Annotated in this window: 14 protein-coding genes; 13 read left to right on the forward strand and 1 reads right to left on the reverse strand. The window is 65.0% G+C overall.

The window, feature by feature from the left end:
• Positions 1-93 precede the first annotated feature (93 nt).
• The 12 genes from O5O48_RS12970 to O5O48_RS13025 are packed head-to-tail and all read left to right on the forward strand — an operon-like array spanning position 94 to position 10,226.
• Positions 94-669: a hypothetical protein gene (locus O5O48_RS12970; protein ID WP_269687234.1), complete on the forward strand. Its 576-nt coding sequence runs from the start codon at positions 94-96 to the stop codon at positions 667-669.
• On the forward strand, positions 666-1,277 hold the full coding sequence (cobO, locus tag O5O48_RS12975) for a cob(I)yrinic acid a,c-diamide adenosyltransferase (RefSeq protein WP_269687235.1): 612 nt from the start codon (positions 666-668) through the stop codon (positions 1,275-1,277). Before O5O48_RS12970 ends, cobO begins: the two co-directional genes overlap by 4 nt.
• Entirely contained in the window at positions 1,274-2,566 is a 1,293-nt protein-coding gene (locus O5O48_RS12980; RefSeq protein ID WP_269687236.1) for a cobyrinate a,c-diamide synthase, read from the forward strand. Before cobO ends, O5O48_RS12980 begins: the two co-directional genes overlap by 4 nt.
• Positions 2,563-3,210, forward strand: coding sequence for a 5,6-dimethylbenzimidazole synthase (gene bluB, locus O5O48_RS12985; RefSeq protein ID WP_269687237.1), 648 nt, complete (start codon positions 2,563-2,565; stop codon positions 3,208-3,210). The genes O5O48_RS12980 and bluB overlap by 4 nt, the downstream gene beginning before the upstream one ends.
• Positions 3,210-4,007, forward strand: coding sequence for a cobalamin-binding protein (locus O5O48_RS12990; protein ID WP_269687238.1), 798 nt, complete (start codon positions 3,210-3,212; stop codon positions 4,005-4,007). The genes bluB and O5O48_RS12990 overlap by 1 nt, the downstream gene beginning before the upstream one ends.
• Positions 4,004-4,918: an adenosylcobinamide-phosphate synthase CbiB gene (gene cbiB, locus O5O48_RS12995; protein WP_269687239.1), complete on the forward strand. Its 915-nt coding sequence runs from the start codon at positions 4,004-4,006 to the stop codon at positions 4,916-4,918. The genes O5O48_RS12990 and cbiB overlap by 4 nt, the downstream gene beginning before the upstream one ends.
• Positions 4,911-5,903 carry a threonine-phosphate decarboxylase CobD gene (gene cobD / locus O5O48_RS13000; protein ID WP_233049787.1) on the forward strand — a complete coding sequence of 331 codons (993 nt, stop codon included), beginning with the start codon at positions 4,911-4,913 and terminating at the stop codon, positions 5,901-5,903. Before cbiB ends, cobD begins: the two co-directional genes overlap by 8 nt.
• The gene (locus tag O5O48_RS13005; protein WP_233049786.1) at positions 5,900-7,360 is read left to right on the forward strand and encodes a cobyric acid synthase; all 1,461 of its coding nucleotides are present in this window, start codon (positions 5,900-5,902) and stop codon (positions 7,358-7,360) included. The genes cobD and O5O48_RS13005 overlap by 4 nt, the downstream gene beginning before the upstream one ends.
• On the forward strand, positions 7,353-7,874 hold the full coding sequence (gene cobU / locus O5O48_RS13010) for a bifunctional adenosylcobinamide kinase/adenosylcobinamide-phosphate guanylyltransferase (RefSeq protein ID WP_233049785.1): 522 nt from the start codon (positions 7,353-7,355) through the stop codon (positions 7,872-7,874). Before O5O48_RS13005 ends, cobU begins: the two co-directional genes overlap by 8 nt.
• The gene (gene cobT, locus O5O48_RS13015) at positions 7,871-8,923 is read left to right on the forward strand and encodes a nicotinate-nucleotide--dimethylbenzimidazole phosphoribosyltransferase (RefSeq protein ID WP_269687240.1); all 1,053 of its coding nucleotides are present in this window, start codon (positions 7,871-7,873) and stop codon (positions 8,921-8,923) included. The genes cobU and cobT overlap by 4 nt, the downstream gene beginning before the upstream one ends.
• Positions 8,920-9,495, forward strand: coding sequence for a histidine phosphatase family protein (locus tag O5O48_RS13020; RefSeq protein ID WP_269687241.1), 576 nt, complete (start codon positions 8,920-8,922; stop codon positions 9,493-9,495). Before cobT ends, O5O48_RS13020 begins: the two co-directional genes overlap by 4 nt.
• Positions 9,492-10,226, forward strand: coding sequence for an adenosylcobinamide-GDP ribazoletransferase (locus O5O48_RS13025; RefSeq protein ID WP_269687242.1), 735 nt, complete (start codon positions 9,492-9,494; stop codon positions 10,224-10,226). Before O5O48_RS13020 ends, O5O48_RS13025 begins: the two co-directional genes overlap by 4 nt.
• Before the next feature lie 222 nt (positions 10,227-10,448).
• Here O5O48_RS13025 and O5O48_RS13030 read toward each other — a convergent pair whose 3' ends face one another.
• On the reverse strand, positions 10,449-11,486 hold the full coding sequence (locus O5O48_RS13030) for an AraC family transcriptional regulator (RefSeq protein WP_269687243.1): 1,038 nt from the start codon (positions 11,484-11,486) through the stop codon (positions 10,449-10,451).
• 166 nt (positions 11,487-11,652) lie between these two features.
• On the opposite strand from O5O48_RS13030, the gene O5O48_RS13035 reads away from it, so the two are divergent.
• Positions 11,653-13,689, forward strand: a complete 2,037-nt coding sequence (locus tag O5O48_RS13035; RefSeq protein ID WP_269687244.1) for an NADPH-dependent 2,4-dienoyl-CoA reductase — start codon at positions 11,653-11,655, stop codon at positions 13,687-13,689.
• The last annotated feature ends 204 nt before the right edge of the window (positions 13,690-13,893 follow it).

A 13,893-nucleotide genomic window follows, 5' to 3' on the forward strand; every position in this document is an offset into this window, starting at 1 on the left:
TTGACTGGCGCTGCCGTTCGCGGCGGCGCCCTGAATAAAAAGCCGGGCGATGCCCGGCACTGACGTTTGGATAAACCGCAAAGGAGAAAGGCTGTGCTGAAAACCTCGAAACATACCCAACTGGTGGTTGGCGCGCTGCTGCTGGCGCTGATGATCATGACGCGCGGTAGCCACTTCCCGCAGCTCAACCTGCCAAGCGCCTCCTGGGCGGTGTTCTTCCTGGTCGGCGTGCTGCTGCGCCCGGTTTGGGCCTACCCCCTGTTCTTTGCAGTCGCTTTTGTAGTGGACGTGATGACGGTCGGCTGGGTAAATGCCGGTCACCACTGCATGACTATCGCCTACTGGGCGCTGCTGCCCGGTTACGCCGCACTCTGGTTCGGCGGCCGGATGTACGCTGGCTGGCACCGTGACCAGGCTTCCGCGCTGCTGGTTCTGGTGCCGACCATGATGCTCAGTGCGCTGGTCTGTCAGGTCTTCACCAGCGGCGGCTTCTACTGGTTCTCCGGCCGCCACGCCGAGCCAACCTTTACCGGCATGATCGAGCGTCTGGCCCATTACTACCCGTCCTACCTGAGCACCATGGCCGCGTACGTTGCTGTAGCGGTGGTTCTCTATGTCGGCGCGCGCAGCGCCGCTGCGCTGTTCGGTAACGCGAGCCAGCGCGCATGAGTGAGTCTGCCGAGCGCGATCAGCGCCATCGTGAGCGCATGCAGCGCAAGAAGCAGGTGGTCGATCAGAAAATCGCCCAGGCACCTGACGAGCGCGGCGTGCTGCTGGTGCTGACCGGTAATGGCAAGGGCAAGAGCAGCTCCGGTTTCGGCATGGCTGCTCGGGCGCTGGGACATGGTCTGCGTGTCGGCATCGTGCAGTTCATCAAGGGCGCGCGCAGCACCGGTGAGGAAACCTTCTTTCGGCGCTTTCCCGATGAGGTGCGCTATCACGTCATGGGCGCTGGCTTCACCTGGGAAACCCAGGATCGGCAGGACGATATCGCCAAGGCCGAGGCCGCCTGGGCCGTTGCAGTCGAGCTGATGCGCGATCCACAGGTCGCGCTGGTGCTGCTGGACGAGCTGAATATCGCGCTGAAATACGGTTACCTGCAGCTCGATCAGGTGATTACCGATATTCAGGCGCGACCGGCGCATCAGCATGTGGTGGTCACCGGCCGCGGTGCGCCACCGGCGCTGGTTGAAGCAGCCGATACCGTGACGGAGATGGGCATGACCAAGCACGCCTTCAAGGCGGGTATCAAGGCGCAGAAGGGGGTGGAGTTTTGACCGCGCGTAGCTGTCCGGCGATGCTGATCGCCGCGCCTGCCTCGGGGCAGGGCAAAACCACGGTAACCGCCGCGCTGGCGCGCCTGCACAGCCGGCAGGGCCGCAAGGTGCGGGTGTTCAAATGTGGCCCGGACTTTCTCGATCCGATGATTCTGCAGGCCGTCAGTGGTGCGCCGGTATATCAGCTGGACCTTTGGATGGTGGGTCTTGAGCAGTCGCGTCGGCTGCTCTGGGAAGCGGCGGCCGAGGCTGATCTGATCCTGATTGAAGGGGTTATGGGGCTGTTCGACGGTACGCCCTCTGCGGCCGACCTTGCCCGTGAGTTTGGCGTGCCGGTACTGGGCGTGATCGATGGCTCCGGCATGGCGCAAACCTTTGCGGCAATGGCCTGGGGACTGGCGAACTTCCAGCCGGATCTCGGCTTTGCCGGGGTGCTGGGCAACAAGCTCGGCAGCGTGCGTCATGGCGAGATTCTGCGCGACAGCCTGCCAGACAGCCTGCACTGGTATGGCGGCCTGCCCAGGTCGACAGATATGGAACTGCCCAGCCGGCATCTCGGTCTGGTGCAGGCGGCAGAGCTGCCGGACCTGCTGGCACGGCTGGATGCCGCGGCCGATGCGCTAGAGCAGAGCAGTGGCGCACCCCTGCCGGAACCGGTGAGCTTCCCGGTGCCGAGTGCCGAGGCGCTGCAGCCGCTGTTGGCGGGTGTGCGTATCGGCGTAGCGCGCGATCAGGCTTTTGCCTTTGTCTATCAGGCCAATCTGGCGCTGCTGCAGGCAATGGGCGCCGAGCTGATCTTCTTCTCGCCGCTGACCGACGAGACACTGCCGGAGGTGGACAGTGTGTATCTGCCCGGCGGCTATCCCGAGCTGCACGGCGATACGCTGGCTGGCAATGAGGCGATGGCGCAGGCGCTGCACGCGCATCACGCTGCGGGCAAGCCGCTGGTGGCCGAGTGCGGCGGCATGTTGTATCTGTTTGACGCTCTGACCGACCGTGATGGCGTGCAGCACCGCATGGCCGGCCTGCTGCCGGGCAAGGCGGTGATGCAGTTGCGCCTTGCCGCACTGGCGCTGCAGGAGGTGCGCTTGCCCGAGGGCTCGCTGCGCGGCCACACCTTCCATCACTCGCTGCTGGATACCCGGCTGGAGCCGCTGGCACAGGGCGAATGCCCTAACTACCGGCGCACCAGCGAAGCGGTGTTTCGTGACGGCCGACTGACGGCGTCCTACATCCATTTCTACCTGCCGAGCAATCCGCAGGCTGCGGCGGCGCTGTTCCGGCCATGACCCGGCACGCCTTTGACCCGCTGGAGCGTGACGCGGTGTACCGGGCCATTCGCGAGCGCCGCGACATGCGCCACTTTGCTGCGGGCGAGGTACCGGAGGAGCAACTGCTGCGGTTGCTGCAGGCCGCGCATCAGGCCCCGAGTGTCGGCCTGATGCAGCCGTGGCGCTTTGTGCGTATTACCCGTCAGGCGCTGCGCGAGTCGATCCATCAGTTGGTCGAGCAGGAACGGCTGGAGACGGCGCGTGCCCTGGGCGAGCGGGAGGACGAGTTCATGCGGCTCAAGGTCGAAGGGGTGCTGAGCTGCGCTGAACTGCTGGTCGCAGCCTTGCCACCGGGGCGCGAGGCCTATGTGTTTGGTCGCCGGACCATGCCGGACATGGATCTGGCCTCGGTTGCCTGCGCCATCCAGAACCTCTGGCTGGCGGCGCGGGCAGAGGGGCTGGGGCTGGGCTGGGTCTCGCTGTTTGATCCGCAGGCGCTGGCCGACCTGCTGGCGTTGCCGACGGGTGCGCGCCCGGTCGCGGTGCTCTGTCTGGGCCCGGTCGACGCGTTCTACAGCCGGCCGATGCTGGAGCAGGAGCACTGGACCGAGGCCCGACCGCTGGCAGACATGCTGTTTACCGATCAATGGGAGGAGCGCTGATGAGCGCGTTCGGACCGCAACGTATCGTTTGCCTGTCGACTGAAACCTGCGAAGTGCTCTATGCGCTCGGTGAACAGCAGCGCATTGTCGGCATTTCCGGATTTACCGTGCGGCCCCCGCAGGCGCGCAAGGAAAAACCCAAGATCGGCGCGTTCACCAGCGCCAAGCACGATGAGATTCTCGCTCTGCAGCCGGATCTGGTGCTGGGTTACTGCGACCTGCAGGCAGACATGGTTGCCGACCTGGCGCGGGCAGGGCTGGAAGTTCACCTGTTCAACCAGCGCAGTATTACCGGCATTTTGGCAATGATCAGCACGCTGGGGGCGCTGGTAGGCGCTGCAGATCGCGCTGCAGCGCTGGTTCAGGAGCTGGAAGGGCGCATGGCGGCGGTTGCCGCGCAGGCAGCGGCACTGCCGCGTCGCCCGCGGGTGTATTTCGAGGAGTGGAATGAGCCGCTGATCAGTGGCATCGGCTGGGTCAGCGAACTGATCACCCTGGCCGGTGGCGACGACTGTTTCAGTGATCTGGCCGCACTGCCACGGGCGAAGCAGCGCATCATCGCCGACCCGCTTGAGGTGGTGCGGCGTGCGCCCGATATCATCATCGGCTCCTGGTGCGGCAAGCGCTTTCGTCCGGAACAGGTGGTCGAGCGAGACGGCTGGAATCAGGTTCCGGCGGTGGCGCAGGCGCAGCTGTTCGAGATCAAGTCGGCCGACATTCTGCAGCCGGGGATCGGCGCGCTGACCGACGGGCTGGATCAGCTCGCTGCGCTGATTTGCCAATGGGCGCAGTCATGAGTCTGCTTGGACCGCTGGTGGTGGCCGGGGTGGCGCTGGATGCGATGTTCGGTGAACCGCGTCGGCATCATCCGCTGGTGGGCTTTGGCAACCTTGCTGCCGGGCTTGAGCGACGTTTGAATACGGCGGCTGGCGGCAGTATCGCCCGCGGTGCGCTGGCCTGGGTGCTGGCCGTGGTGCCGCCGGTGGTGCTGATCTGGTGGCTGGCGGCGCAGCCGCTGATCGGCTGGCTGGTGTCGCTGGTCTGCCTGTATGCGGCCATCGGCTGGGAAAGCCTGGGCGCCCATGCCCGGCCCGTCGCACAGGCGCTTGAGCGCGGGGATCTGCCCCGTGCGCGCGAGCTGGTCGGGCGCATGGTCAGCCGCGACACTCGCGCGCTGGACGAGGAGGGTGTGGCCCGCGCCACCGTCGAGTCGGTGCTGGAGAATGGAAGTGATGCGGTGTTTGCGGCGCTGTTCTGGTTCGCTGTGGCCGGCGCCCCTGGTGTTGTTCTGTACCGATTGGCCAACACCCTCGATGCGATGTGGGGGTATCGCTCGCCGCGTTTTCTGCTGTTCGGCGGCGCCGCGGCGCGGCTGGATGATCTGCTCAATTTTATTCCTGCCCGGCTGGTGGCGTTGAGCTACGCCCTGTGTGGCAACGCGCGGCTGGCTTGGCGTTGCTGGCGCAGCCAGGCCCCGCTGTGGGACAGCCCCAACGCCGGACCGGTGATGGCCGCGGGCGCCGGCGCGCTGGAGCGGAGGTTGGGTGGCCCGGCGATCTATCACGGCGTTATTGAAGAGCGACCGTTGCTCGGCGAGGGGCCACGGGCCACGGCTGTCGACATCGACCGGGCGCTGCTGCTGGTGCGCCGCAGCGTGCTGCTGTGGGTGCTGGTGATCGTACTGATCTGGGGAGTTAGCCATGCTTGAACACGGAGGGCGTTTGCGTGAAGCCGCCCGGCGCTTCAAGCGGCCGGTAGAGCAGTGGCTGGATCTGTCGACCGGCATCTCGCCCTTTGCCTGGCCGGTGCCGGCACTGCCGCAGTCGATCTGGCAGCGGCTGCCCGAAACCGACGACAACCTGTCCGGCGTGGCCTGCGATTATTACGGCGCCCCCGCCGCATTGCCGGTGGCCGGCTCGCAGGCGGCCATTCAGGCGTTGCCGCTCCTGCGGGCAAACAGCCGGGTAGGGGTGCTGGAGCCGACCTATGCCGAACACACCGAGGCCTGGCGCCGGGCCGGGCACGCGGTGCGCAGCGTTACGCAGGCGGAGCTGCCGCAACTGCTCGGTGAGCTCGACGTGCTGGTGGTCGTGAACCCCAATAATCCCACCGGCCGGCGACTGGACGCTGAACAGCTGCTTGGCTGGCACGCCGAGTTGGCCGCCCGCGCCGGCTGGCTGGTGGTCGATGAAGCCTTTATGGATGTTACGCCCGAGCACAGCCTTGCCGGCTTCACCGACCGGGAAGGGCTAATCGTGCTGCGCTCGCTGGGTAAGTTCTTTGGTCTGGCCGGTCTGCGTTTGGGATTTGTCCTGGCGGCTCCTGCCTTGCTGGGCCAACTGGAGAAGGCTCTGGGCCCCTGGGCCGTGAGCGGTCCGGCCCGGGCTGTCGGCCTTGCCGCGCTGCGCGATGCCAGCACCCAGCAGCTCTGGCGCTACCGACTGCAGAATGCCAGCGAGCGACTCGACGCGCTGCTGACCCGGGCCGGTCTGAGCGGTGGCGCGGGCTGCGCCCTGTTCCAGTGGCGCGAATCTGAGTGTGCCGAACGGATTTATTTGAATCTGGCCCGGCAGGGCGTGTTGGTGCGCCTGTTTCCGGTCCTCAACGGACTGCGTTTTGGTTTGCCTAATCATCAGCGTGACTGGGAACGACTGGAGCAGGCCCTGAATACAAGCATGAGACAACGCAAATGACGACGCTGATGGTGCAGGGCACCACCTCCGATGCCGGCAAAAGTACGCTGGTCAGCGCCTTGTGCCGCTGGCTGGTTCGCCAGAACGTGGTGGTGGTGCCGTTCAAACCGCAGAACATGGCGCTGAATGCTGCAGTGACCACCAATGGCGGCGAGATTGGCCGGGCGCAGGCGGTGCAGGCGCAGGCCGCGCGGCTGCCGACCCACACCGACATGAACCCGATTCTGCTCAAGCCGAATACCGACGTGGGCGCGCAGGTAATCATCAACGGCCATCCGATCGGCAGCATGGATGCGGTGAGCTACCACGCCTACAAGCCGACCGCGATGCAGGCGGTGCTGGCAGCCCATGGACGCCTTTGCGAGTGGGCGCAGGTCGTGATGGTGGAAGGCGCCGGTTCGCCGGCCGAGATCAATCTGCGTGAAGGCGATATCGCCAATATGGGCTTTGCCGAGGCGGTTGATTGCCCGGTGATCATCGTTGCCGACATCGACAAGGGCGGGGTATTCGCGCACCTGGCCGGCACGCTGGCGCTGCTGTCCGAATCAGAGCAGGCCCGGGTAAGGGGCTTTGTCATCAACCGTTTCCGTGGCGACATCGCGCTGCTGGAACCGGGGCTGCGGTGGCTGGAGCAGTACACCGGCAAACCGGTGCTCGGCGTGCTGCCGTACCTGCACGACCTGCACCTGGAGGCCGAAGACGCGGTCGAGACGCGGCAGGTCGGCGGCGCTGCCGATACGCTGCGCATAGTCGTGCCGGTGCTGCCGCGTATCAGCAATCACACCGACTTTGACCCGTTGCGCCTGCATCCGCAGGTTGACCTGCAGTTTATTCCGGCCGGGCAGGCGCTGCCCGCGGCTGACCTGATCATTCTGCCCGGCTCCAAGAGCGTACGGGCGGATCTACAGCATCTGCGTGCGCAGGGCTGGGATCGGGATATAGCCCGCCATCTGCGCTACGGCGGCCGGCTGCTGGGTATCTGTGGCGGGTTTCAGATGCTCGGTAGTCTGATTGACGATCCGCTGGGGCTCGAAGGGGTGGCTGGCGCCGAACCGGGTCTTGGGCTGCTGGCAATGACCACAGAGTTGCGTGCCGAGAAGCAGTTGCGCAACGTGCACGGGCGCCTGCGCCTCGATCGCGCTGAGGTCAACGGCTATGAAATTCACGCCGGCGTCAGCGAGGGCGAAGCGCTGGAAAATCCTCTGGTGCTGCTGGATGACGACCGCGCCGACGGTGCCCTGAGTGAGGATGGGCAGGTGGCCGGCACTTATCTGCACGGGCTGTTCGAGTCGCCGGCGGCGCAGCAGGCGCTGCTTGGCTGGGCCGGGCTGCGGGCGGCACAGGGTGTGGACTACGCCGCCCTGCGCGAACGGGATCTGGATCGGCTCGCCGATCTGGTCGAACAGCATCTGGATACCGCTGCCCTGCGCGAGCTGTGCGGGGTGGCCCATGGCTGAGTTGATACTCGGTGGTGCGCGCTCCGGCAAGAGCCGATATGCCGAGCGGCGGGCAACTGAAAGCGGGTTGGACGTGGTGTATATCGCCACCTGCCAGCCGCGCGATGCGGAGATGCGCGAGCGCATCGAACGCCACCGCGACCAGCGCCCGGCCCATTGGGCACTGGTCGAGGAGCCGCTCGCGCTGGCGCGGGTGCTCCGGGAGCAGGCCCGTGAAGACCGCTGCCTGCTGGTCGACTGCCTGACGCTGTGGCTGAGCAACCTGCTGCTGACCGACGACCCGCAGGCCTGGGCGCGTGAACGCAGCGCGTTGCTGGAAACGTTGCCTGCGTTACCGGGTCGGGTGCTGCTGGTGAGCAACGAGACCGGACTGGGCGTGGTGCCGATGGGCGAGTTGACGCGTCGCTTTGTCGATGAGGCCGGCTGGCTGCATCAGGCGCTGGCGGCCGACTGCGAGCGAGTGGTGTTTTGCGTCGCGGGCCTGCCGCAGGTGTTGAAAGGAGAGCCGTTGTGAGTGTCTGGTGGCAGCAGCCGGCGCAGCCGGTGGATAGAGGGCGCCTGGCGCAGGCGCTGGCGAGAGAGGCGCAACTCACTAAACCGGCCGGCTCGCTTGGGCGACTGGAGCAAATCGCGGCCACACTGGCCAGCCTGCAGCGCTGTGCTGCGCCGCGGCTGGAGCGTATCTGGATCACTATTTTTGCGGCTGATCACGGCATTGCGACGGAGGGAGTATCGGCCTTCCCGCAGGAGGTGACCGGACAGATGCTGGCCAACTTTGCCCGCGGCGGTGCGGCCATCAGCGTGTTGGCGCGGCATCTGGGGGCGCCTTTGGAGCTCGTTGATCTGGGGTTGGCGCACGAGATTGCGCCGCTGCCGGGTGTGCGCCACCTCGGTATAGCGGCGGGCACGGAGAGTTTTCTGCATGGCGCGGCGATGACTGCCGCCCAGTGCGATGCTGCGCTGAGTGCTGGTCAGGAGGCCGTTCAGCGTGCTGTTGAGGACGGTGCCGAGCTCTTTATCGGCGGCGAGATGGGCATCGGTAATACCAGCAGCGCCTGTGCGCTGTCGGCCTTGCTGCTGGATCAGCCGGTGAGCGAGCTGGTGGGCCTGGGTACCGGGCTCACGGCGCTCGGCTTGCGGCACAAGACCAAGATCATCGAGCGCGCGGTCGCCCATCACCGTCCCCATGCCAATGATGCGCTGGAGACCCTGCGCCGGGTTGGCGGGCTGGAAGTCGCGGCGCTGGCCGGTGCCTATATCGCCGCTGCGCAGAACGGGTTGCCGGTGCTGGTGGATGGTTACATCAGCACTGCTGCCGCGCTGTGCGCGGTGCGTATGAATGCCGATGTGCGCAGCTGGCTGTTCTACAGCCATCGTGGTGCCGAGCCAGGCCATCGCTTGCTGTTGCAGGCGCTGGACGCCGAGCCTTTGCTGGCGCTGGACCTGCGGCTGGGGGAGGCGAGCGGTGCGGCACTGGCGGTGCCCCTGCTGCAGGCGGCCTGTCGGCTGCACAATGAAATGGCGACCTTCGCCGAAGCCGCGGTGTCGGGGAGCTTCAAATGAGTTTGAGTCTGCTGTTACTGCGCCACGGCGAGACCGAGTTGGGTGGCGGCCTGCGCGGCAGTCTGGATGACGACCTGACCGAGCAGGGTTGGCAGCAGATGTGGTCGGCGTTGCCGGCGCAGCCCCGGTGGCAGCGCATCGTCAGCTCCCCGCTGCGCCGCTGCGCCCAGTTTGCGCTGCAGCTGAGCCTGCGTGACCGACTGCCGCTGACGTATGCGGACGGTCTGCGTGAGCTGCATTTCGGGCAGTGGGAAGGGCGTCATCCGCGCGACCTGATGGTCGATCAGGCGGATGCGCTGGGGGCTTTCTGGTCCGACCCCCATGGTTTTACGCCGCCTGATGGCGAGCCGATGGTGCGTTTTTCCGAGCGCGTCTGGGCGGCGTTGGCGCAGCTGGAACAGGATTATCCTGGCCAGACATTACTGCTGGTTACCCACGGCGGAGTGATGCGATTGCTGCTGGCGGCGGCACGTGGCTTGCCGCCGAGCCAGCTGTTGCAGGTTGAAGTTGAGCACGGCGCGCTGCATCGGCTGCGCTACGCGGGCGGTGCTGTCGAGGAGCTGCGGTCGTGATTGCCTTTGGTCTGGCGCTGCAGTTGCTCAGTCGCATTCCGGTTCGCCTGTGGCGCGCTCCTACTGCGCGGGAGTTGGGGCGCTCCGTGCTGTGGTACCCGACGGTGGGCGTGTTGCTCGGGTTGGCGCTGCTGCTGTTGGCTGCATTGCTGGGCGACCTTGACGCTCCGCTCAAGGCGGCGCTGCTGCTGGTGTTCTGGGTCTGGTTCAGCGGTGGGCTGCATCTGGATGGGCTGGCCGATACGGCGGACGCCTGGGTTGGCGGCATGGGCAGCGTCGAACGCACGCTGGCGATCATGAAAGACCCGGCCTGTGGGCCGATCGGAGTTGTCTCGCTGCTGCTGGTGCTGCTGGTGAAGTGGGCTGCCTTGGTCAGTCTGCTTGAGACAGGTGCCTGGCTCGCCTTGTTGCTGGTGCCGTGGGTAGCGCGTGGCGCGCTGGCGGGCCTGCTGTTTAGCACGCCTTACGTGCGCCCGCAGGGCATGGGCGCACAACTGGTCGAGCACATGCCGCGGGCGCGCCTGTTGCAGGTACTGGTACTGCAGGCCGTGCTGGTGCTGCTGTTTGGCTGGAGCGGGTTGCTGGCGCTGCTGGTAGCGACTTTGCTGACATTGTTCTGGCGTCAGCGCCTGCGTACGCGGATCGGCGGCACCACCGGTGATACCGCAGGCGCGTTGGTGGAAGTGCTGGAGGCGGCGTTGCTGGTGGCGCTGGTTGTGCTGCCTGGCTGATGCAGATCAATTCCTCGGGGAACCTCTGTGGTTAACCTTCATCTGACTGTCATCTGCGGCCGCTAGGGTCGTTACTGCAACAGACACGCAAAGAAGGAAAATCACATGAGTGATTACATTGAAGAGTTGATCGAGCTGCAGTCCCAACAGTGGGACGACGACGTGGAAGATGCCGAAGAGCTGTAACTGCTCTTCGCGTCATTTCTCCAAGTGTATTCCAAGTCATTGTTTTAAATATTCCTCCGCTTTATTTTCTGCAAAGATCGCCTTGCGGTAACTCCCGGGCGCAGCGCCTGTCCAGCGCTTGAAGGCGCGCTGAAACGCCTCCGGCGATGAGAACCCCAGCAGGAAGGAAATCTCCCCCAGCGCCATTTCGGTATCGCGGATGTAGGTCACCGCGAGGTCGCGGCGCATGTCGTCAATGATGTTTTGATAGCCTGTTCCGGCCTCCTGCTGGAGCCGCCGTCGCAGGGTCCAGGCGGGTAGTCCGAGTGTTGTGGCAACCTCTGCCAGCGTTGGCGGCTGGCCATCCAGCTGAGGCGCAACCAGTGTCTCGACCCGCTCACGCAATCCCCGATGGCGGGTCAGTTCGCTCAGGCGCTGCCGGCACAGCTCGCGCAGATCGGCGTGGGTGGCGGCGGCGCTTTGCTCCAACGGCAGGTCGAGGCTACGCGGCTCCCAGACAATCTGGTTGTGTGACTGCTCGAAATGCACAGGACAGCCGAATACCGCTTCATAGCGGGCGGCATAGGGCGGCGCCGGAAACTCGATGTGTACCTCGCGCAGCTGCGCCCTCCCGCCGGTCAGATCACGGCCGATCCGGGCCCGCGCCGCCAGCGCCGAGTCCACCACGAACAGGTTGAACATGTTGTACGGGCTGATCGAGTAAAAGCGCACCGCCGGCGGCTCGAAGCTGGAGTGGCCGCGGTAATTCTGGCTACCCAGCAGCTCGAACTCGATCATGGTGCTGAAGGCGGCACGCAGGGTCGGGGCGCTTTGCGCTGCCATGCCGGTCAGGCCGAGGTGGCTGATGCGGCTGGACTGGCCCATCAACAGGCCGATGGCGGGCTCGCGTGTATAGCGAATGGCCGCGTTACCCAGGCGCATGAAACGGGGAATGCTGATGCGGGCGTGGGGCTGGGCGAGCAGCTCGTCGGTGATTCTGAAACGGCTCAACAGTGGCGCCGGGTCGTGGCCGAGTTGCTGTACGACCTCGCGCAGGCTGAGCAGATAACCAACGGAGATATCACCGAGTTTCATGGCGTGTGGGGGTCGCTGTGGAAGGTCGCACGCTAGTGTAATTCAGGGTTATGAAAGTGTCACTTCGGGTTATTGAGTAAGCACCCGGCTGGGCCTATTGTTGGCTCCACAACGAGGCGCCGGACAGGTATCCGCCGCGCCGATCCTGATGATGCCGGAGTAACCGATGAGCGAACAATCTCTGTATCCGCACCTGCTGGCCCCGCTGGACCTGGGCTTTACCACGCTGCGCAACCGTACCCTGATGGGGTCAATGCATACCGGTCTGGAAGAACGCCCGAACGGTTTCAACCGCCAGGCGGCCTACTTTGCCGAGCGCGCCCGTGGGGGTGCCGGCCTTATCGTTACCGGTGGTATTGGTCCGAACGAGGAGGGCTGCGTTGCCCATGGCGCGGCCAAGATGACCACGCCGGAAGAAGCGGCCCAGCACAAGGTGATCACTGACGCTGTGCACGCCGAAGGCGGCAAGATCTGCATGCAGATTCTGCACGCAGGCCGTTACGCCTACAGCCCCAAGCAGGTCTCTGCCAGTGCGGTACAGGCGCCGATCAACCCGTTCACCCCCAAGGAGCTGGACGAGGAAGGGATCGAAAAGCAGATTGCCGACTTTGCCCGCTGCGCCGCACTGGCCAAGGAAGCGGGTTATGACGGCGTCGAAGTCATGGGCTCGGAAGGCTACTTCATCAACCAGTTTCTGGTTGCCCACGTCAACAAGCGTACCGACCGCTGGGGCGGCAGCTACGAGAACCGCATGCGCCTGCCGGTCGAGATCGTGCGCCGCGTACGCGAGGCGGTCGGCCCGGAATTCATCATCATCTATCGCCTGTCGATGCTCGATCTGGTCGAGGGCGGCAGCACCTGGGATGAGATCGTCATGCTCGCCAAGGCGATTGAGAAGGCCGGTGCGACCATCATCAACACCGGTATCGGCTGGCACGAAGCGCGGATTCCGACCATCGCCACCAAGGTGCCGCGTGGTGCCTTCGCCAAGGTGACCGCCAAGCTCAAGGGCGAGGTCTCGATCCCGCTGGTCACTACCAACCGCATCAATACCCCGGAACTGGCCGATCAACTGCTGGCTGACGGCGCGGCTGACATGATCTCCATGGCGCGCCCGTTCCTGGCGGACCCCGAGTTCGTCAACAAGGCTGCTGCTGGCCGTGCCGACGAGATCAATACCTGTATCGGCTGCAACCAGGCCTGCCTGGACCACACCTTTGGCGGCAAGCTGACCAGCTGTCTGGTCAACCCGCGAGCCTGCCACGAGACCGAGCTGAACTTTATCCCGACCACCCAGGTGAAGAACATTGCGGTAGTGGGTGCAGGCCCGGCCGGTCTGGCCGCTGCCACCGTGGCTGCCGAGCGCGGCCATCAGGTCACCCTGTTTGATTCGGCCGACAAGATCGGCGGTCAGTTCAACATCGCCAAGCTTATCCCGGGCAAGGAAGAGTTCTACGAGACCCTGCGTTACTTCGGCAAGCGGATCGAGAAGACCGGCGTCAAGCTGGAGCTTAACCGCCGTGTTGATGCGAGCGATCTGACGGAGTTTGACGAAGTCATTCTCGCCACCGGTATCGTGCCGCGCACACCGGATATTCCCGGTATCGACCATCCCAAGGTGATCAGCTATCTGGATGCCATCCTGCAGCGCAAGCCGGTTGGCCATAAGGTCGCCGTGATCGGCGCCGGCGGTATCGGCTTTGACGTTTCGGAGATGATCACCCACCAGGGCACCAGCCCAAGCCAGGATATCGACCTGTTCTGGAAGGAATGGGGTATTGATCCGGAGCTGAAGGCGCGTGGCGGCATTGCCGGCATTACCCCGCAACCGCATCCGCCGGCCCGTGAGGTCTACCTGCTGCAGCGCAAGAACAGCAAGGTCGGCAATGGGCTGGGCAAAACCACCGGCTGGATTCACCGCGCCGGCCTGAAAAGCAAGCAGGTGCAGATGCTCAACTCGGTCAACTATCTGAAGATTGACGACGAGGGCCTGCATATCCGCATTGGCGAAAACGGGGAGCCGAAGGTGTTGCCGGTTGACACCATTATCCTCTGTGCCGGTCAGGAGCCGCTGCGCGAGTTGCAGGATGGCCTGGTTGCCGCCGGCAAGACTGTTCATCTGATCGGCGGCGCCGACGTGGCGGCCGAGCTGGATGCCAAGCGTGCCATCGATCAGGGCTCGCGTCTGGCGGCCGCGCTCTGATCGGCCTGACGTAGTCCGTGCGCAGCGCCCGGTTATCGGGCGCTGCCGTTTGCATCCGTTCTGCGACGGATGTCCGCTTTTTCCCTTCAACAGCGCCGAGCCTGCCGATCGCTTGCCAAGTCGATCACACACCTGAATGAACCTTTTGCCTACACTTGTTGCCTGAGAAATCGCGGGGTGCATTCGCCCTGAAAAAGGCGCACA

Origin of the sequence: Halopseudomonas sp. MFKK-1 (assembly GCF_027474385.1) — a bacterium.
GTDB lineage: Bacteria > Pseudomonadota > Gammaproteobacteria > Pseudomonadales > Pseudomonadaceae > Halopseudomonas > Halopseudomonas aestusnigri.